Raw genomic sequence first — 21287 nt, 5'->3', positions numbered from 1 at the left:
AACAGTTGAAATATGATCAGTTAAGTGCACTTGGATTTTGTAAAATCTGCTGCACTCTCCTACTGTCAATAACCATGCGTCGACCTGAAGCATCTATCACTAAATGATAAGGTTGATTTTTAACATTTGCATAAATTGACATCACAAACGGTTGTTCATTTTTTATATCTTCGATTTGTACTGAAGCGATTGGTTCCGTTTCAGAAATACTATCCAAAACAGGAAATCTGCCCTTGGAGATCATCTCATTGGCCTGGAATTGTTGGAATTGATTTAGATAATTAACTACCGCTGTGCTATCAGACGGTGGATTTCCATTCACTAAAAAGAACGTATCATCGAACTGAATCTCAAACCTCGTACCATCATTGTTCTCAACCTTTAAGCGCTGGATGGTACGCCAACTCCCATCAAAAACCATCCGTTCTCTCCACTGATCCGGATGAAGGGTGAAAATATCAGCCACATTATCTCTATAACCGGGAACGGCTACTTCACGGGCTTCACCATTGTTTACAAAGTAAGTTTTAGTCTGTGTAGGATTGGTAGCTATCTGAAAAGTGTATTCTGAATCATCACCGAATGTGACATAAACTTTACCTAAGGTCGGGTTGTCCCAATTTTCTATCGTTCGGCCAGCCTCTACACGTTCAAGGACAGAGATTAAGGAATTTACAAATCCTGCGTCCGCCTTGTATGTATTGTTTAGCATCCACTCTCCTTGTGATCGTTCAATCTTTGTGGTGTCTCCATTTACAATGAACAAAAATTTACTTACTGCATCCAAATCTTCAACCTGGAAGTACTTAGTTGACTTGGGTGAATCACTTGAATCATCACTAAAAAACAGTGCAAGGTTCAGTCCCAATAGAAATGCAACGGCTATTATGTATTTCGCTGACTTACTCACTGCTTCACATATTTACTTTTCCTTAAATACCATTTTATCCCTCCGATCAATAAGATTAAAACGACTGGTGCTATTAAGTTGATCAACTGCCACTTAGTTCGTTCCTGTTGCACTTTCACCCGGTCCAATGGACGAATTTTAACCTCACGCGAGCGTGTCTCAATGAGCCCGGACTCATCCACCATGTAATCCAAAATATTTAATACAAACTCCTCGTTGGCATAAGTGGTCTTGGTAAATGGCTCCACTCCCAACCCAAGTGGTTCTTCGGTTTCGGGATCGAGATCGTTTCGAATGATATCACCATCGCCAATTACAATTACCTTACCCTTCTGCCCTTTGTCAATAAATGAAGCTTTATCAAATCCTGGTGGCACTAAACGATTTGCATAGAGTGAGGTGAACTTACCTTCCAGCAAATAACCAACTGTCTTTGGCCCATCCGTGAATTTTTCAGGCCTGAGTTCATCTCGTAGGTCATTAAATGCAACCCGTACAGGTGGACCCAGAACCTTTGTATAAGGGCTGGTATTAATTAATGGAATCTTCGTGATTCCTTCAGCTTTTACCGTATCAATTTCCGAAATGAAGCGTCCAAGAATAGCATCAAGATTCCTCACAGAGGGGTGTTTGCTAAAATTGGTTAACACAGGGAAAAACGGCCATGGAATCATTTGAATCTGTGGTTGATTACCCATATTTCCTGCGACAACCGGAAACTGGCCACTATTGACGTCCAAGACGTAGTTTTGATTGACCCTCACTCCGTATTTAAATAACTGATCGGTGAGGTTTGTTTCATAAGGGATGGCTACTGTCCCTTCTCCAGCGGCACTATCCATGTTTACGCTCAGGGCATCAATAAAATAAATGAGATTACCTCCACGCATTAAATACTGATCAACCAGGTATTTTTCTTTTTCTGTAAAGGGTTTTGTGGGCTTTCCTATAACCACAGCGTCATACCCGGTCAATTCATTGCGACCATTTAGTGAAACATTGAATAGGTCAAATTTGGAAAGAACAACACTCCTGAAGCCGGCAATATCCAATGAATCAGGAGAACCATGTCCTGTGATGTAAGCAATCTTTTTAGTGCCACCATCAACCAGTTGGGCTATGGACGAAGCAAGCTCATATTCCAGGCCTTCAATGCTTTGATTCAAAATTCCCTCAGGGCCGGCTGCACTATTGCCCTTTAGTAGGTTAGCCGGAACTTCGCCCATCCCCTGAGAGGCTAGTGCTCCCGGAAATATGAGTTTTTCCATCTTGTCACCGTCAGCATTTTTGTAGTTTAGGTTCGTTGGCTGAATGCCTTTATCAATCAAAGACTGATAGTACTGGTTCCTTGCCTGCATGTTTGTGGCTTGGGAAGGATCAGTGAACTTATATTGAATCCTGTTATTGCTCTCAATGACGAATTGATCCAACATTTCACCGATTGATTTCTGAAAACGTTCAAAATTTGAAGGGAGCTCTCCAGCCAGGAATACCTCAAAATAAACATCTTCATCTAAGGACTTCAATAACGATTTTGTGGCATCAGATATGGTGTATCGTTTTTCTTCTGTAAGGTCGATTTGCACCCTGTATCTGTCTGCTAGCTGATTAACCAACCAAACAGATAAAACAACCACCAAAGATTGAAGTATGACAATTTTCTTTGCTTCACTCATCCCTTCTGCACGTTTAATACAATTCGTGTGACATACAAAAACAGCACAATCATAGACAAGAAGTAAACAACATCACTCAGGTCAATCAAGCCCTTACTTAAAGTTTCATAGTGCGATAAAATCCCGACTTGTGCGATGATATACGAAGTATCTGACCAGATATTGATAGACGCAATGGAATCAAAGCCTGCATAAAAGGTGAAGCACAGAAAGGCAGCTAGGATGAAAGAAACAATCTGATTACCCGTCAACGCAGATGATAGAATACCGATTGAGGTAAAAATTCCTCCAAGCAGAATCAATCCAATATAAGAACCAATTATTCCTGCCGTATCCAGGTTTCCAACCGGATTACCTAAGTATGAAATGGAAAAGTAATAAACCAGTGTGGGGAGTATGGAAAAAATGACGAGTAAAAATCCGGCCATGAATTTACCTATTACGATTTCAATATCCCTGAAAGGAAGCGTATATAGCAGCTCAATTGTGCCGCTTCTTTTCTCCTCAGCAAATGCTTTCATCGTAATGGCAGGAATCAAAAACATGAAAACATATGGCGCCAATGAAAACAATGTTTCCATGCTGGCATATCCATAATCAAGCACGTTGGTATCAGGGAACACCCACATCAGGAGACCTATACCAATCAAAAAGATCCCAATCACTACATAAGCGATAAGTGAATCCAGAAATTCGTTTATTTCTTTTTTGAGGATTGTGATCATTGGTCAAAACTTTTTAAAGACACCCCTGTAGTCCCCTCAAGGGACAATTACCTTGATTTAAAAGTATCTTTCTGTCGTTGGAGATTCCCCCCTTTGGAACCTGTCGGTGGAATTGAAACCCAAGCTGCTTTTTCCTGATTTCTTGCCACAGCAATACCTCTGATAGCGTACTATCCTTTCTCATTTCTCTAGCCTTCGTTTTAAGGTCTTTTCGATATGAAATGATTTCATTTTTCACTTCCCTTTCGTTAATTCCTGAAAAACGTTTTCCAATGTCTGCTCTTGTTTTGAAATATTCAGTAACGGCAACTCATGTTCACCCGCAATTTTCATTATAAGCTTTCTCGGATCATCTTTTGATGATAGTTGATACACATTGTCCTCCATCTTATTGATTTCCAAGCCTTCTTTTTCAAAGAGATCAGGATCAATACCGGACTCAAACTCAACTCTGTAGCTGACTGAATCAGACTTCATCGCCTTCAGATTCTTCACATCATCATCAGCTACTATTTGACCTTTATTGATGATGATAACTTTGTCACAAAGCGCTTCCACCTCCTGCATGATATGGGTCGATAAGATCACCGTCTTGTTCTTACTAGCCTCTTTGATCACCTTTCTTATTTCCACCAATTGGTTCGGGTCCAATCCACTTGTAGGCTCATCTAAAATGAGTACCTCCGGATCATGGATCAGTGCCTGAGCCAATCCTACCCGCTGACGATACCCTTTTGACAGTGCCCCGATTTTCTTATGCTGCTCTCTCTCAAGTCCACACATTTCAATCATTTCATCAACACGCTGCTTCTTGTTTGAAAGACCATATGCCGATGCAATGAACCCTAAGTATTCCTTCACATACATCTCTAAATAAAGTGGATTATGCTCCGGAAGATAGCCGGTGAGCTTCTTCACTTTCAGTGGTTCTTTCGAAACATCTATCCCACTGACGTGCACTGTGCCAGATGTATGGCCTATATATCCCGTAGCTATTTTCATGGTCGTCGACTTACCAGCTCCGTTTGGACCAAGAAATCCTGTGATTTTGCCTTTTTCAGCAAAAAACGATATGCCGTCCAATGCTTTTTGTTCGCCGTAAACTTTGGTGAGATGATCTACTGTGATGGACATTTTGAACTAAAAGTCGTTCTTCGGGTTTACAGGTTTGTGTTTTCTTTGCGGTCTCGGTAAGACCTGAAAACGCAATTATCGGGCAAATATTTCTATATGCGTCCATTTCTACAATTTTGATTTAGAAAATCCTGTATGATTACCATCATTAGCGGCACCAACCGAAAGAATTCAGTAAGCAAACAAGTGGCCCTTCAGTATCAAGATATATTGAATGATCACGGAGTGGAATCAACCATAGTGGATCTTGAGAAGCTTCCGGCGGATTTTATCTCTTCTGCACTTTATGAAAATCAAGGCACCAATGTAGATTTCAACCCGATAAGGGAACACATGAAAGAAGCACAAAAATATGTATTCATCGTGCCAGAGTATAATGGCTCTTTCCCGGGGATCTTAAAGACTTTTCTGGATGCATTGGAATTCCCTGGGACTCTAAAAGGAAAAAAATGTGCAATGGTAGGGCTTTCATCAGGCGTACAGGGTGGAGTTATGGCAATGAGCCACCTCACCGATATTTTTAATTACCTGGGTATGCATGTGCTGGCGCTTAAGCCTAAGCTGATTCGCATCAATGGGAAAATGGAAAATGGAAAAGTAACTGATGAAGCAGATTTAAGACGTTTGGTAGGACAGGCAAAAGCCATTATTGAGTTTTAGACAATTTTTCATCGTAGATGTAAGTGCGTTGATAGGAAAAGCAGCACTTTCCTGTGAGTATTTTAATATCCTTGTAAACTCTTAGATCAAATTTTAAGGATACCTATGCTAAGAATAGCCACAGTTGGTCTTATTCTCCTTTTCAGTTTTAAAATCAGTGGTCAAACCTGTTTGCAAAAGCTTGATAGTGCCGATCGCTTTAAGTATTCCTATCCTGTTAAAGCAAAGTTTTACGCGAATTCGCTCTTAACAGATCTTGACTCTGCAAAATGTATTAGTGAAATAGGAATAGCCAGCTTGTACAACAATGCAGGTCTTATTCTATGGGAGGTCAATGACAAACAAAAAAGCTTAACAGCATTTAAAAATGGCATCTCTCAAGAGATCAGATCCAAAGATTCGCTACATCAAGACCTGCTAGGGTTATACTATAATATTTCAGCACTTTATCAGGAGCTTGGCAAATTTGAAGAAGCGGGTAAGTTTTTAGATTTAGCCGGAAGGATTACTGAATCCCAATTGGTCGATGATAAAAAAGCGCAAATAAGATATTACTTCAGTAAAGGCCTTTATAACAAAGACGTTGGAAACTTTAAGGAAAGTTTGGACGCGTTGAATCAGGCGATTGGTATCGGTCGTGGGGTTAGCGATTCCATAACTATTTCCCTGCAAATAGAACTAGGTACCACCTATAGACACTTTGGAGACCTTCAGCAAAGCGAAACAGAATTGATTAAGGCCATCGAATTGGCTAAAGGAAAAGACGAAATTCAATACTTCCGAGCGATCGATCGACTTTCGGCTTTAAAGATTGAGCAAGGTGAGTATTCGGATTCCGAAAGCTACTTGCTGCATAACCTGGAAAGTAAAACCAATAAGTACCAGGATGAACCCATTATGATGCTGGAAACGCTGAACGGCCTCAGTATGCTATACTATCGATTAAATGACCTAAAGTCAGCAAATGAATACATCGATCAGGCACTTGATGTGGCTGGTGAAATTCGAACCATTCGCCCTTATATGATTAATAACCTGGGGAATATTTATTTACGTCAGGGTGAGATCGAAAAAGCTGAGGAATGCTTTAAGGAAAGTTCCGAAGGGTTTCTTGAGCTATTTGGGTCTATGAACCCGGATTATGCCAGCAGTCTAAACAACCTTGCTAATATTTATAAATTGAAAGGTGAATTAGGAAGAGCACTGGACATGTACATGAAGGTACTTGACATGGATAAAGTGATCTACGGTACAGCGCATGCTAATTATGCCACCTCGCTTAATAATGTAGCCCTGCTTTATCTTCAATTTGGAAACTTTTCGCTAGCGGGAAAACTCCTCCAGCAAGCAAAGGAAATCAGAGCGAATACATTAGGAAACTACCACCCTTTGTACATCAAAACTGTCAATGACCTTGGACTTTACTACATGATTGTAAAGGATTATCAAAAGGCGATGGAGACTTTCGATCATGCGCTAGATGCTGAGATTAAACACATGCAGGATATTTTCCCTGTATTGACAGATAAGCAACGCAAACTTTATTTTGATGAAACACGGTACAACATTGAGCGTTTTTGTTCGCTTGCTTTCAGAGATGAAAATATAAAAAGTATTTATGCTGAAAACGCCTTAAATCACTTTTTAAATACACGAGGTATCCTTTTTTATGCTTCAGAAAAAATGCGTAAACTCATCCAAAACAGTGATGATGACAAAATCAAAGAAGACTACAATACCTGGAGAGAGAAAAAATATAGCCTTGCCCAAGCGTATCTTTTGACTGAAGATGATCGGAAACAAAAAGGAATATCTATCACCCAGCTAGAGGAAGAATGCGCCAGCCTCGAAAAAGATCTATCCAGAAAGTTCAAAGTGTTCGCCGATCAGGAGAAAACAGCCTACCATCATTGGGCTGAAATCAGTAATATGCTTGAAGATAGTGCTGCAATGGTAGATATCATTCAATATCGCGATTACTCGGTTGAGGTAATCGATGAAAAAATTGATCAAGGCTTTGAGGATGAATCACACTATGTCGGATTCATTATTAAAAAAGACAGTGTGCTGGAGCCGGTAAAACTGGCAGCTATGGACTTTACAAAAGGATTCGCAACCTATAGAAATGCTTTAAAGTATGGTGTAAGAGACAAGAAAAGCTACGGGATATTCTGGAAGCCAATTGACCAACATTTAAATGATGTAAACAAACTTTACATCTCGCCTGATGGAATTTACCACAAAATGAATCCGGTGGTTTTTTATGACGAATCTACCAATCGATTTATGGCAGACAAGTATGACATCATAAACATCACCAGTGGTAAAGACCTGTTGTATAGAGATGATAAAGAACTCACCAGGGAAGCCAAAATTATTGGCAACCCGGACTTCTCAAAAATTGAAGGCTATTCCATGCCGCAACTCCCCGGTGCAGAAAGAGAAGCCGGTGACATAACAGAAATTTTGGACGTCAGAAGATGGAAAACGGAGACCTTCTATTTTGCTGATGCTACAGAAGATCAAATCAAAAGCTTTTCCAATCCGGGAATTATTCATATTGCAACCCACGGATATTTTATAGAGGATCCAAACTTCAAAGACCCTCTACATAGCTCAGGCCTCTTTCTGAGCAGAAATGAAAATACTGAAAATGACGGTCTGCTATCGGCGTATGAAGCTATGAACTTAGTGTTGGATCAAACCAATCTGGTGGTATTAGCCGCATGTGAAACCGGACTTGGTAAGGTACAAAATGGCGAAGGCGTTTTTGGCCTACAACGATCGTTCCTAGTAGCCGGAGCTCAAAATGTAATCTTGTCTCTCGTAAAGATCAATGATCAAGCTGCCAGACGATTTATGAATCTTTATTATGAGTCATTATTAGAGGTAACAGATCCCCAGGAGGCATTTTTCAATGCAAGAGCAAAATTCAGAGAGGAAGATAACAATCCGTATAATTGGGGAGCGTACATCTTAGTCTCTAAGGGCTGATCATTCTTTGCTTTTAGATATAAAAAGACTGAGATCATCTTCCCCGACAAAGAATTGAATCGGTATGGATTGCGTCTGACTTTCTACAATTCGAATGGTTTCTCCGGCATTAAGAATGTTGTTTATGTCACCGTTCCATTCTTTCAATAAGTCAATAGAAACGCCCAGTGCACTTGCAAGATCCCCAATCAGCGCAGTTTTTCGTACAATGTATGGTGTTGCTTTTTCCAGATTTAACGGCTCAGAAGATTTAATAATTATTTCCACTCTTCTTCTTAAAATACGATCATACCAGTGATCAATGTGTGCCTCTGGATGCACCTCACCTCTTGGAAACACACTAATCTTAGATGAATCCACTCCTAGCGAAAACAAGTATGATTTTGCGGCAGCACCTCTTCTTTTACTCAACCTTAAATTACCGGCTTGATTGCCAATACTATCCGTAAATGCAAGAATACTGATCGACTCTACATTCACTTTTTCTATCTGATCTACCAGATTCTTTAACGCCACTTTAGATTCAGGTCGCAGGTTCGCTGATGCATAGCTGAAAAATAGTTTTTCAAACTTAAACTCTGAAAGTGTACCCTCCCCATCTTCCAAAATTTTAGGCTTGCCTTTAGATGGCCTTATTGGCTCAAACAGGTCATATCCGGCATAATCTTCCACTCGGAATGTTACCAAATCCAAAGACATCACATCCTTGTATTTTGAGGCTAAACGTGCATCAATCAAAGACTCTCCGGATATTAGTAGTGACAAAAACAAGCGTTCATTGCTTACTGGAAAACTATAGATATTCAAAATTTCATGGTCCTGCCTATTCGTTGAAAGAAAGCCGACGGAATCTGAAATAGAAAAGTAGGTATCATCCCAGGTAGAGTTGAATGGATCACCTAAATTGTAAATTTCCGGCTCAAAGAATGACTCACCTTTTGCAGCATACAAATCATAGCCGCCATATCCCACATGACCATCACTGGCAAATAACAACCCTTGAAAAGCAGATGAATAGTAAGGAGTCGTTTCGTTTTCAGGTGTATTGATCACCCCTCCCATGTTAATTGCAGGAGTCCATGATTCTTTCTCCAGACCTTTCAGACTCATCCAAATATCGCTTCCACCATTTCCGCCAATTCTATTGGAACTAAAGAATAATGTATCACCTGTTGCTGATATGGAAGGGTGCTTATTCTCTGAGCCGGGCTCATTGATGTATTTATTGAGCGGAACCGGAGCAGACCAATTACCATCCTCCAAATAGCTAACCATAATCATGCAACCCGAAGTGCTATCGCCCGGACAAGTAGAAAAATAAAAGGTATCTCCAGTTTTTGTAAATGATCCCGATCCCTCCGGCCATTGAGTATTCAGGCGTCCAAATTTCTGATCCGAAGATGACATCCGCCAGCGGTCATTGCCCCTGCTCTCGAATGCCACCAAATCTGGCAGAAGACCTTCAAACTGAAGATCCTCGTACTGTACTCCGGGTAAGTTTCGTGTGGTAGCGAACACTAGTTGATTATTGGTAGGATTAACTACTGCACCAAAATCATGAAACTTTGAATTGATGCCTTCCATCGGGCTAATGGAAAAGCCTCGATCCTTACGCTTCTGACGCAAAGCCAATTGACAGCCTTCTCTTTGTTTCCTCGACAGCTCAACTAAATATGATTCAGCATCGGGAATAGAGATAAGGAAATAATAGATTGAATCTGCTACTTCAAATTGACTTTCCTGCTTTAGTAAGCTCGCATAGCTGTACATCGAACGTGCACGATATTCATGATTTGGAATATTACTCAATTGAAGAAAGACCTCTTTTGCTTTCCCGTATTCAAGCGTTCGATTATAGCATTCAGCCAAACGGAATCGTGCAAAGTGATTGTTCTTATCTCGCCCAACTACTTTTTCATAAAACTGAATCGCTTCCTCAAATTGATCATTTTCATAGCGCTCATCAGCCATGCGAAGTAGTCGAGGAACTGATTGTGCTAAAACACTGGAGATAATACAAATGAATATTGGTGCAATTAAAAATCTCCTCATATCAGAATATTGGACTCGAGATATTTCGTAATGGAGTAGATAAATCAAGATTATAAGTTAACGAAACTTCATAAGTTGGTAGGCTACCTCCTGACTCTTCATTGATGTCAAACGATTGGGTATTTAGATCGAAGCTGAATCCAAGTCTGAGATTTTCTATCTGAAATCCTGCCAGAACAATGATTGAATCTTCCAGACGATACCATGAGCCAAATTGGAGTTCGACTCCCGTTTTCGCTCTTGGAGAACTAACGAATGTCGACATATACAAACCTGCATTGATCTGCTCATTACCTTGAGAGTATAGCGCGTAAACAGAAGGATGCATATACCACCTAGGTGAGATAGGAAGCTTAGCAGAACTAAAAGCCTTAAATAGGAAGCTTTTCCGGGCATCTTCTGCTCCACCAAACGATATGTTTGGCCGATTCAAATTATCAACGCTAATACCTGCCATGAAGCTTTTATCACGAACATGTCTATTCTCATTATCAAATGAACTGTATATCACACCAAAATTGAATGTGGGATAAAAAAGTGGATCTGAACCCAGATTTTCACCGGATAACGAATCATCAAACCCATAGAATCTATTGAATTGTGACCCCCACTCAAGGCTAGATCCATCAATTCGATGCTCTGCTATTCCTCCTTGTAAACCAAAAACCACAGACTGATTGGTAAGCCGGCTCAATCGGATAGCATATGAGCCTGTAAGCAATATTTTTTTGGTGTTGTAAACACCCTGAAACCCCCTGCGCTCCTGAAAAAAGGAAATACCTGCACCTCCAACCTGAAAATCTTTACTGGTAGTTCGTTTTAATGGATACGTGAAGGTTACTTGCATCAACTCTAAAAACGATGGTTGATTGATATTTCCTCCTCTCTTATAATTTGAATTAAAAGACAAATTGGGAATGGTTCCTGTAAAGGCGGGATTTAGCAATGCAGAGCTAGCAAAATACTGAGAAAATTGTCCTTCCTGACCGTAAGCAAAACAAGCGGAGACAATTAGAAACAAGTAGGTGATTATACTTTTTCTCTTCATTTCACTAGCAAAACAGACCCTGTACTGTTTACAACCTCTTCTTCTGAAACAAGCTGTACTTTATAGTAATATACACCCTCCGGGGCATCAAGTCCTGAATCTAAAACACCGTCCCATTTATAATTCGAAAGATCCAGATTATCACCACTATCGCTTGCACTATAGATTAGTTGGTTGAATGAGTCGTATAGTTGGATTGTAACATTGGTTACCACAGCACCAGCATAGAATACTCTAAAAACCTGGTTTTCTTCTATCATTGAACCAGGTGAAAAAGCATTTGGAACGAAAAGTTCATTCCTTTCACCTAAACTTGGGATAAGTGCTATCGCAAACCTTCTGCCTTCTTGGGTTATGAACACACTCTGACTTGAAGTTAAAGAACCTTCTGTATTCGTAGCTGAGCCATTTGTTTCCACTATATGAAATAATGTATCAGTTTCAGAAAAAACCACCAATCCCGGATCCTGAGATCGTGATCTTATGTTATTAAAATTTTCACCGCTGAAGGAACTTAGATCTGCTCCGGAAAAATTGACTTCAATCTGGGCTGCAACAGAATCTCCGGAGACCTTTATCAACCATTCTGCTTTTTCGCTTATTCCTATAATATCTTCACTCGGCAATAGTGTTTGTGGATTGGGGACCCGACACTCTACACTTGCAATTGTTCCGGCAGGCAAATTAGAAATCGTAACGTAATTGGGATTTCCATCTACCCCCATCGGGAATGTAATCGGGGTTCCCTGGGATTGGCCTACGAGCTTTCCTTCTACAAAACCGGTACCCAGTGCCGGAGAGCTACCCGTTACGATGAGACCATTTTCATTTACAGATTCGATTACTCCGTTTGCAGTTTCAAATGATCCTGAAACAAGAACGCGTGGTGTTAAAAGATTGAGTTTACCTAGCTTATCAACGATGAAATTTCCTACATCCAGTGTGTCACCATCCAGTGATTGATCATCAGGCCCATTGAATTTTAGATTACCTACATCAGTATTATCTACAAAATCAAGATTACTGTAGCTAACAAGTAAACTGGTACCTCGCTGTTCTTCTTGTTTAGAGAATTTATAATTCCCATTAAGAGTCGTATTCCCACCAAAAAAGAAAGTGGTCTCATCCCCCAGATACAAAGTAGTGGAATCACCGAAGGTGACCGTTTGGGCTAATCCGGTTATAGAGATTAAAAAGAATAATATACCTTTTGCTATACGCATATAATTAAGGTCGAATTGTTCTAGATACTTCTATCCATTGCCCAGAGTAGAAAATCATGTGTAAAGTACTGTTTACTCCAACAGGTCCGATAGCTCCTCCCTGTAGCAGCATGTTAGCTCCTTCATTGATATTGATTGCACCTGTTGCAATAAGAATGACTTCTTGGCCTTCAAGTCCAGGGTTGATATCATCAAGATCAGCATTTAATGGCATTATCCGTGATGTTACAGTAACCGTCCCTCCAACAACTCCGGCAGGAACTGTTGTGAAATTACCTCTAATCGTTGCATCCTGATCAATTTCTACATTTCCAGTAGATGTAATTGTAAAGTCACTATTTGCAGCTAAACTAGTACCAGCATTTATTTTGAAGTTGTTATCACCTCTATCAATACCCATTGTATAATCGAAGTTTGGACCGATCTGTGTGAATTTCATGGATGCATCACCTGTTCCACCACCTTCATGCCTTACGTGAAGTAGACCAGTAGTAACGTTACTTGATGATCTGAAGAAGGATGATCCATTACTCAATTCAACATCGAGTGCACCTTGTGGTGTGTTTATTCCTACACCAACTCTATTTAAAGAATTATCGATATAAAGATTTTGCACACCATCCCCAAACGCTATGTCGGCACCTTCATAATGGATAAAATCAACCCTCTGATCAGTGTCGTTATAATCAATGACAAATCCATTGTTTGCAGCAGTTCCTGCACTAGCTGAATTTGTCATTTGGAAAGACATACCTCCGGTTCCGTCATGAAGATGCAATTCTCTAGAAGGAGCACCAATACCCAATCCAACGTTACCAGATACTCTATTAATTACAAATTCGTTTGAACTAACATCGGTAGCCGAGCTAATCTTAAAATTATCCGAATCATCATAATCTATGCCAATAGCAAAGAAGGCTGCTCCACCTCTGTTGAACTGCATACTAGCGTCTCCTAATCCGGCATCATGAATGACAAAATCCGGAATTGCAGTAGCGGTATGTTGAACAGTCAGCTGATTATTCACCCCATTTGTGAAAAGGTCTGAGTCTTCCAATCCATCCACAGATGCATTAATTTTTGGAATTCGGTTTGCTGTTCCAGTAACAATGTTGGTTATCTCGCTTTGCAATGCCAAAGTCTCATCACTACTTGGCAAATCTGGGATTCTTAAGATTGGTGTTGCATTTGTTTGGTTATTCACTATTAGAGCCAAATCATTCACCCCTGTTTCAAAATTAAATTCACCAATTACTCGAATATCATCCGTTGCAGCATCACCCAAGTTGATGGTACTACTATTGAAACTAGTTGTTCCTGTAGAAGTAATGAATTCACCATTGATGCCATCTACTACCAAATTGAAGCCGGTATTCGTTGTAATATTTGCCGTAGCAGTTAAAGCACCCCCAAGATCAATGTTAGTAGAATTAATGGTAACACCATTACCGGAATTTAATGTAGGAGGCGGGGTTGATGCTTCCCACCATGAGTTAATATTATCCCAGATTAATACCTGTCCATCAGTCGGGACGTTATCCGAAAGCGATGTATTTCTACTGAGACCAGTAAGATTTCTGCCATCAACCACCGGTAATTCAGCTGATCCATTTAGCTGTACAATTTGATTTGCAGCGACTCCAACATTTACTCCCAATGCTGAACCAGCTCCATCCCCAACCAAAGTTGTGTTTCTATTTACAGTTAATATCCCATCGTCTGTGCCATCTGCAAATCCTGCAGGAATACTCGTTACCTCAGTCCAGTCTACTCCATCTTTTACACTTGCTAGTACCGTAGGGTCAGTCTCTGTCACGATCCCATCGTCTGTGCCATCTGCAAAAACCGCAGGAACACCGTAGGGTCAGTCTCTGTCACGATCCCATCGTCTGTGCCATCTGCAAAAACCGCAGGAACACCCTTTAATTGGGACCAGTCTACAAGATTTCCTCCTGCATTGATTGTTCCGACTGATCCAAGTGTGGTTCGATCAGCTGTCCACACCGGGTCGGCCTCTGTCACGATTCCATCGTCTGTGCCATCTGCAAATCCTGCAGGAATACTTGTTACCTCAGTCCAGTCTACTCCATCTTTTACACTTGCTAGTACCGTAGGGTCGGTCTCTGTCACGATCCCATCGTCTGTGCCATCTGCAAAAACCGCAGGAACACCCTTTAATTGGGACCAGTCTACAAGATTTCCTCCTGCATTGATTGTTCCGACTGATCCAAGTGTGGTTCGATCAGCTATCCACACCGGGTCGGCCTCTGTCACGATTCCATCGTCTGTGCCATCTGCAAATCCTGCAGGAATACTTGTTACCTCAGTCCAGTCTACTCCATCTTTTACACTTGCTAGTACCGTAGGGTCGGTCTCCGTCACGATCCCATCGTCTGTGCCATCTGCAAAAACCGCAGGAACACCCTTTAATTGGGACCAGTCAATTAAGTTACCACCATTGTTGATCGTACCAACACTGCCTAAAGTAGTTCGATCCCCAACCCACACCGGATCCACTTCTCCGGTTAAAAAGCCTTGCGTATCTACGTAGTTCTTGGTTGCTACATCCTGCGCAGCGACAGGATCTAAAACATTGGTAATGATTGATCCCCCAGCATCGTTTCCTAGGGCAACTACTGCTCCTAATGTTTGGCTCTCACCAGTAATGAATCCTTGGGTATCTATATAGTTCTTAGTTGCTACGTCCTGCGCAGCGACAGGATCTAAAACATTGGCAATGATTGATCCCCCAGCATCGTTTCCTAGGGCAACTACTGCTCCTAATGTTTGGCTCTCGCCAGTAATGAATCCTTGGGTATCTACATAGTTCTTAGTTGCTACGTCCTGTGCAGCTACAGGATCTAAAACATTAGTAATTATTGACCCACCAGCATCGTTTCCTAAGGCAACTACTGCTCCTAGTGTTTGGCTCTCACCAGTGATGAAGCCCTGCGTATCTACGTAGTTCTTGGTTGCTACATCCTGCGCAGCGACAGGATCTAAAACATTGGCAATGATCGATCCCCCAGCATCGTTTCCTAAGGCAACTACTGCTCCTAATGTTTGGCTCTCGCCAGTAATGAATCCTTGCGTATCTACGTAGTTCTTGGTTGCTACATCCTGCGCAGCGACAGGATCTAAAACATTGGTAATGATTGATCCCCCAGCATCGTTTCCTAGGGCAACTACTGCTCCTAATGTTTGGCTCTCACCAGTAATGAATCCTTGGGTATCTATATAGTTCTTAGTTGCTACGTCCTGCGCAGCGACAGGATCTAAAACATTGGCAATGATTGATCCCCCAGCATCGTTTCCTAGGGCAACTACTGCTCCTAATGTTTGGCTCTCGCCAGTAATGAATCCTTGGGTATCTACATAGTTCTTAGTTGCTACGTCCTGTGCAGCTACAGGATCTAAAACATTAGTAATTATTGACCCACCAGCATCGTTTCCTAAGGCAACTACTGCTCCTAGTGTTTGGCTCTCACCAGTGATGAAGCCCTGCGTATCTACGTAGTTCTTGGTTGCTACATCCTGCGCAGCGACAGGATCTAAAACATTGGCAATGATCGATCCCCCAGCATCGTTTCCTAGGGCAACTACTGCCCCTAATGTTTGACTCTCGCCAGTAATGAAGCCCTGCGTATCTACATAGTTCTTTGTCGCTACATCAGATGCTCCGACAGGATCTAATACATTCGTGATAATCGACCCTCCGGCATCATTACCCAAAGCAACTACTGATCCAAGCGTTTGAGTCTCAGTTAAAATTCCATCGTCTGTGCCATCCGAAAATCCCGCCGGTATTCCACTCAATTCCGTCCAATCGATTCCATCCTTAATATTAGCAGGTACTGTAGGGTCAGTCTCTGTAGAAAGAAATCCTACATCATTAGTTAATAATGAAATATTTGATCCTGCTATCAAGTCATCATTCGCATCCAAATCAAGGGCTGTTGCAGAAAGTACAATTACCGTAGCTGTAGCAATATCAGCAGCAGCTTCTCCTCCTACAAAGTCCACGAATAATCCTCCTCCAAAATCACCACTAATATCTCCAGCACCGTTCGGAACTGTTGTAAGATCTAAATCATCATTCGCATCTAAGTCTAAAGCAGGAGCCCCAAGCACAGTACTGGTTGCCGTTGAAACATCAGCCGCACTTGAACTACCCACAAAATCAACAAAAAGCCCACCTCCAAAATCACCAACAATATCTCCAGCGGCATTTGGTGTAGTCGTCAGGTCTAAATCATCCGTGCTGTCTAAATCCAAATTTGGATTTCCAAGAACAGTAGCTGTTGCAGCTGCTACATCAGATGCATTTGCACCACCTACAAAATCTACAAATAACCCCGTATCAAAATCACCAACAATATCTCCAGAGGCATTTGGTGTGGTCGTCAGGTCTAAATCATCTGTGCTGTCTAAATCCAAATTTGGATTACTGTTTACTATTAGTGATGCATTTGCTACATCGGCCGCCGATTGACCTCCAACATTGTCAACTATAATATTGCTTAAGTTTCCGGTTACATCACCAGCGACTCCCAGACCAGACAAATCGATGGTATTTCCATTGTCTATGGTCAAATCAGAGCCGGTTAATGTTAAATTTTGATTTCCTGCATTCGCATCAACATACCCTTTAGTAGCAGCATCAGAGGGATTGGTTGGAGTTGGTAGGTTGGTAATGATTATGGCCCCTGCATCATTTCCTGATGCCAGCACACTAGAAAGGTTTTGATTATCTGTGTTGTCGAGAAAAGGGGAAAGATCGATGGAAGTAGGATCATTTGTTAGAGAAAGTGTATTCCCTGTTAATTCCAAATCCTGGTCATCAGAATCACCCTGATTATCCACATAATTTTTTGTAGCAACATCCTGTGGATTGATAGGATCAGCTACATTCTCTATTGCCAAACCACCGGCATCATTATTTTGTGATAATACATTCGTAAGGTCTTGCTCATCCGTGTTGGTTGTTTGTACCCAATTCGGATTCACCCAGAAAAAGAACGCATTTACATCACTATCGTACACCATGAGCCCATTATCTGATGCCGTCAGACTCATAGATGTTCGCTGCAAAGTAGTCAATGATGGAATTAAAAGCCCTTGATCCCCATTAGGTGCTACCAGGTGTAGAACTGCATTCGGATTGGGCGTCTCAGTATTTATTCCTGCGGAGAATTGTTGAGCAGAGAGTGTTCCGGAGATCAGTAAGCAAAAAAAGGTAGAAACGACTAGGTTTATTCTCTTTCGTAGATTCATAACTAAGGAGGTTGACTAAAATGGACTGCCTTCAAAAATAGGTAGTTTCAGTACCTAAAATCCGGATTGCTACATCAATTCGATATAGTTCCTATTTCGTTAGATGGGTTACATGAAAAAGAAAACCAACCTGGTCTGAAAAATCTAGAATTACTGCAACTCAATTAATTTTTCATCTGAAATATTGATTTAAAACCCCCTCCATACACCTTTCTCCATCCATTGCTGCTGATACAATCCCTCCGGCATAGCCAGCACCTTCGGCACATGGAAACAGTCGTCTAACCTCCAAATGCTCACACGTTTCTCTATCTCGTGGAATTCTAACTGGAGAAGATGTTCTGCTTTCGACACCTATGATTTGGGCTTCATTGGTCAGGTAGCCTTTCATCTTCTGACCAAAATATTGAAAGCCTTGGCGCAGACGTTTTGCAATGAATTGAGGTAACACTTCGGTCATGTCCACCGACTGTAGTCCAGGCTGATAAGATGTATCAAGGAGACCTTCAGAAATCTTTCCATTTACAAAATCAATCATTTTTTGCGCAGGTGCCACTTGAGTTTTTCCTCCCAACTTCCACGCCTTTTTTTCTACATCCGCCTGAAACTCCATCGCAGCTAATGCTCCATATTTTTGATACTCCGGAATATCTTCTAATTCGACTGCCGCTACCATACCGGAGTTGGCGTACTTGCTATCCCTTCTGGATGGGCTCATTCCATTTACCACTAACTCTCCAGGCGCTGTTGCAGCTGGCACTATGAACCCTCCCGGACACATGCAAAAGGAAAACACCCCTCGTTCTTTGCCTTTTAGCGTGGTTTGTGAAACCAATGAATAAGCCGATGCAGGAAGGTATGCTCCTCGATCTTCGCATTTATATTGAATTCGATCAATCAATTGTTGAGGGTGTTCAATTCTTACACCAAGCGCAAATGGCTTGGCTTCAATCTTCACCTTTCGTTTCTGACATAGTCGAAAAATATCTCGTGCTGAATGACCGGTTGCAAGTACAACCGCTACTCCTTTTACATCTCCGTCCTCTGTAACGACCCCTTTCATCTCTCCATTTTCAATGATGAAATCAATCATCTTGGTATTGAAATGCACTTCACCCCCCGCAGTTTCAATGGTTTCTCTGAGGGCAGTGACAAGCTTTGGCAGCTTATTCGTTCCAATGTGAGGATGTGCCTCAAATAGGATCTCCGGTGTGGCACCATGAGCTACAAGAATCTCAAATACTCGTCGGATACTGCCTCTTTTTTTAGAACGTGTGTAGAGCTTTCCGTCGGAATATGTACCAGCCCCTCCCTCTCCAAAACAGTAGTTACTTTCCGGGTTGACTATGTGATCTTTGTTGATAGCTGCCAAATCTCTCCGCCGTGATCGTACATCTTTGCCTCGTTCCAAAATGATAGGTTTTAAACCACCTTCGATTGCCTTAATTGCAGCAAATAGCCCAGCAGGACCTGCTCCTACAATAATTACAGGGTCAGCACTGCTAACATTATGATCTTTTTTGAAATACTCTACGTATTCCACTTCGGGTGGTGTGTCTCTAACCTCTACCCTAAGGTTTACTTTGATCATTTTTTGGCGGGCATCAACCGACCGACGCAAAATGTCTACAAATTGGCCCTTTCTTAAATACCCAAGCTGCTTTAAATGCACTTCCAGGTTCTCAGAATCAAATCCTACTTTGGGTGTTACAATCAGGTCATGAATCGGCATAATACAAAAGTAGGAGTGAAAGCCATAGATATAGTATAGATTCTAAAACAAGTTCATAATGACTGATAAGCGAAGGCAGGCATCATAACTCCTTCAACCCGTCCCACACCTCTGGGTGGCAGGGCAATTCTATTCTGATTTAGCTTTTTAGAAAAACACCATAAATCCCATTCTCGAAGGGGCGTAGAGGTAGGTTAGATATAAAATGGTTTTTTAAAAAGCTAAAAAACTCGATGAAAACCTAGAGTGCAACAGCTCCGTTCTGGGGGATTTCTTTTCGTATGAGAGTTTAGTAGTTTTATTTCATGAACATTAACGATCATCTATCTAAAGTCAACGAATACTTCTCGCCAAAAGTGATTGGTGAGGTGAACGATGTTTACGTGAAAGTAGCCAAGATCAAAGGTGAGGACATTCCATGGCACAATCACAAAAACGAGGATGAGGCATTTTTTATTCTAGAGGGGAAGTTACTATTCGAAGAAGAAGGAAGAGACCCTTTTACTATGAATAAGGGAGACTTTTATGTTGTGAAGAAGGGTATCAACCATCGAGTTTCATCTGAAAAGGAATGCCACATCATGCTAATCGAAAACAAAAGCACTGCTCATACGGGTGAGGTTAACTCGGCAATCACTAAGAGTGTAGAGGAGCAGTTGTGATATATTTTTGTTAATTATCATTAAAACCTCCCAGCACTCCTTACTCAGGATTAAGAAAAAAATATTCGCTTCTTTGTAAGAAATCTCCTCGTTCCCGGACTAGTGGGTTAACGATTCGGAAATGAAAGAAAGCGAACAACGACAAATCTTTAATGAATGGCTGCATGAATACAGGGCTTTACTGTTTAAAGTGATTCGTGCATATGCATTTACTTCAGAAGATCAAAATGACTTGTTTCAGGACGTTTGTCTGCAGGTTTATCGCTCTGCACCCAACTTCAAAGGTTCATCAGCAGTTTCCACCTGGCTCTATCGTATTGCTCTAAATACAGCAATTAAATGGAGTACCAGAGAGAGGAAGCATACTACAGGTCATTATGAAGTTGAGAGAGCTGAGCATGTACTCGAAGTTAAAGAAGAGTCTGTCGATGAACGCATTGCATGGCTGTACGATCAAATCAAGCAATTCAATGAGATTGATCGATCGCTCACTCTTCTATTACTAGACGGCTACAGCTATAAAGAAATGTCCCAGATGATGGGAATATCTGAGAGTAACATCGGGGTGAAGATTCACCGGATCAAAAAACAATTAGTGAATAACTCTAAACAATACGAATATGGAGTTTGACGAAATGCAAAAAATCTGGAACGAACAAAAAGGAGAAACTATGTATGCCATCAACGAAAGTGCCTTGCATAAAAGCATCAGTCGGAAGAAAACAGCTGCGAGTAAACGGATTAATGTGGTGGAGATTATGCTCATGATCATAAACAGCACAGTATCTATAGTCCTATTTACGGATGCAATTATGGATAAAGAAGGTCCATGGGATTATGCCGGCGCAATTATCATGGCACTGACGGTTGTATTCTTGTTGTACTTCCGAAATAAAAGAAAAAAGAAGGAAAACACATTTGATCGCACCATGATGGGTGAACTCGATCATGCGATTTCCAATAGTGGTTCAATGGTTCGCATTGCTACACTGATGATCTACTATTACCTTATCCCCGTAGGGATATTTACCTTTGGAAAAATGCTCTACTTTGGAGCAGATATAGAAAAGTGGCTACTTATCATTGGAATGTTTGCCCTTGCTTTCTTTTTGGTTCGATGGGAGCGTAAAGCCATGCATATTCCTCGAAAACAAAGCTTGATTTCTTTGAAGAAAAAATTGATGGAAGAGTAACGAT

The 21287-nt window shown here is 41.2% G+C and carries 16 protein-coding genes; 5 read left to right on the top strand and 11 right to left on the bottom strand.

The window, feature by feature from the left end:
• Positions 1-16: 16 nt before the first annotated feature.
• From ACQK2H_RS07550 to gldA, 5 genes are read right to left on the bottom strand one after another with little or no spacing between them, the layout of a single operon-like run.
• The gene (locus ACQK2H_RS07550; protein ID WP_425390825.1) at positions 17-910 is read right to left on the bottom strand and encodes a DUF4340 domain-containing protein; all 894 of its coding nucleotides are present in this window, start codon (positions 908-910) and stop codon (positions 17-19) included.
• Positions 907-2586, bottom strand: a complete 1680-nt coding sequence (gene gldG, locus ACQK2H_RS07545; RefSeq protein WP_425390824.1) for a gliding motility-associated ABC transporter substrate-binding protein GldG — start codon at positions 2584-2586, stop codon at positions 907-909. Before gldG ends, ACQK2H_RS07550 begins: the two co-directional genes overlap by 4 nt.
• Complete coding sequence (gldF, locus tag ACQK2H_RS07540) at positions 2583-3311, bottom strand: gliding motility-associated ABC transporter permease subunit GldF (protein WP_425390823.1); 729 nt, start codon at positions 3309-3311, stop codon at positions 2583-2585. The genes gldG and gldF overlap by 4 nt, the downstream gene beginning before the upstream one ends.
• Before the next feature lie 13 nt (positions 3312-3324).
• Positions 3325-3549 (bottom strand): DUF559 domain-containing protein, encoded by a 225-nt coding sequence (locus ACQK2H_RS07535; protein ID WP_425390822.1) that lies wholly within the window; start codon positions 3547-3549, stop codon positions 3325-3327.
• A complete protein-coding gene (gene gldA / locus ACQK2H_RS07530; RefSeq protein ID WP_425390821.1) occupies positions 3546-4445 on the bottom strand; it encodes a gliding motility-associated ABC transporter ATP-binding subunit GldA in 900 nt (299 codons plus the stop codon). Before gldA ends, ACQK2H_RS07535 begins: the two co-directional genes overlap by 4 nt.
• Before the next feature lie 135 nt (positions 4446-4580).
• Between gldA and ACQK2H_RS07525 the strand changes: the two genes are divergently transcribed.
• Both ACQK2H_RS07525 and ACQK2H_RS07520 read left to right on the top strand, forming a co-directional pair.
• Positions 4581-5105 carry an NADPH-dependent FMN reductase gene (locus ACQK2H_RS07525; protein WP_425390820.1) on the top strand — a complete coding sequence of 175 codons (525 nt, stop codon included), beginning with the start codon at positions 4581-4583 and terminating at the stop codon, positions 5103-5105.
• Between the two features lie 105 nt (positions 5106-5210).
• A complete protein-coding gene (locus tag ACQK2H_RS07520) occupies positions 5211-8099 on the top strand; it encodes a CHAT domain-containing protein (protein WP_425390819.1) in 2889 nt (962 codons plus the stop codon).
• On the opposite strand, the gene ACQK2H_RS07515 is transcribed toward ACQK2H_RS07520, so the two are convergent.
• From ACQK2H_RS07515 to ACQK2H_RS07490, 6 genes are all read right to left on the bottom strand, one after another.
• The gene (locus ACQK2H_RS07515; protein ID WP_425390818.1) at positions 8100-10151 is read right to left on the bottom strand and encodes an OmpA family protein; all 2052 of its coding nucleotides are present in this window, start codon (positions 10149-10151) and stop codon (positions 8100-8102) included. It abuts the gene before it with no gap.
• A gap of 1 nt (position 10152) precedes the next feature.
• Positions 10153-11199 carry a PorP/SprF family type IX secretion system membrane protein gene (locus ACQK2H_RS07510; protein WP_425390817.1) on the bottom strand — a complete coding sequence of 349 codons (1047 nt, stop codon included), beginning with the start codon at positions 11197-11199 and terminating at the stop codon, positions 10153-10155.
• Positions 11196-12422, bottom strand: coding sequence for a gliding motility-associated C-terminal domain-containing protein (locus tag ACQK2H_RS07505; protein WP_425390816.1), 1227 nt, complete (start codon positions 12420-12422; stop codon positions 11196-11198). Before ACQK2H_RS07505 ends, ACQK2H_RS07510 begins: the two co-directional genes overlap by 4 nt.
• 4 nt (positions 12423-12426) lie before the next feature.
• The gene (locus ACQK2H_RS07500) at positions 12427-14238 is read right to left on the bottom strand and encodes a hypothetical protein (RefSeq protein WP_425390815.1); all 1812 of its coding nucleotides are present in this window, start codon (positions 14236-14238) and stop codon (positions 12427-12429) included.
• Positions 14235-17696 carry a beta strand repeat-containing protein gene (locus tag ACQK2H_RS07495; protein ID WP_425390814.1) on the bottom strand — a complete coding sequence of 1154 codons (3462 nt, stop codon included), beginning with the start codon at positions 17694-17696 and terminating at the stop codon, positions 14235-14237. The genes ACQK2H_RS07500 and ACQK2H_RS07495 overlap by 4 nt, the downstream gene beginning before the upstream one ends.
• A 172-nt stretch (positions 17697-17868) precedes the next feature.
• On the bottom strand, positions 17869-19428 hold the full coding sequence (locus tag ACQK2H_RS07490) for an NAD(P)/FAD-dependent oxidoreductase (RefSeq protein WP_425390813.1): 1560 nt from the start codon (positions 19426-19428) through the stop codon (positions 17869-17871).
• A gap of 305 nt (positions 19429-19733) precedes the next feature.
• Between ACQK2H_RS07490 and ACQK2H_RS07485 the strand changes: the two genes are divergently transcribed.
• The 3 genes from ACQK2H_RS07485 to ACQK2H_RS07475 all read left to right on the top strand — a co-directional run bounded on the left by ACQK2H_RS07485 (position 19734) and on the right by ACQK2H_RS07475 (position 21283).
• Positions 19734-20090: a cupin domain-containing protein gene (locus ACQK2H_RS07485; RefSeq protein ID WP_425390812.1), complete on the top strand. Its 357-nt coding sequence runs from the start codon at positions 19734-19736 to the stop codon at positions 20088-20090.
• A gap of 121 nt (positions 20091-20211) precedes the next feature.
• The gene (locus ACQK2H_RS07480; RefSeq protein ID WP_425390811.1) at positions 20212-20721 is read left to right on the top strand and encodes an RNA polymerase sigma factor; all 510 of its coding nucleotides are present in this window, start codon (positions 20212-20214) and stop codon (positions 20719-20721) included.
• Entirely contained in the window at positions 20711-21283 is a 573-nt protein-coding gene (locus tag ACQK2H_RS07475; protein ID WP_425390810.1) for a hypothetical protein, read from the top strand. Before ACQK2H_RS07480 ends, ACQK2H_RS07475 begins: the two co-directional genes overlap by 11 nt.
• The last annotated feature ends 4 nt before the right edge of the window (positions 21284-21287 follow it).

This window comes from Ekhidna sp. (genome assembly GCF_965228795.1).
Lineage (GTDB): Bacteria > Bacteroidota > Bacteroidia > Cytophagales > Cyclobacteriaceae > Ekhidna.
Note: the sequence above shows the minus strand (reverse complement) of the source record. Positions and strands in the feature narration are given on the sequence as shown.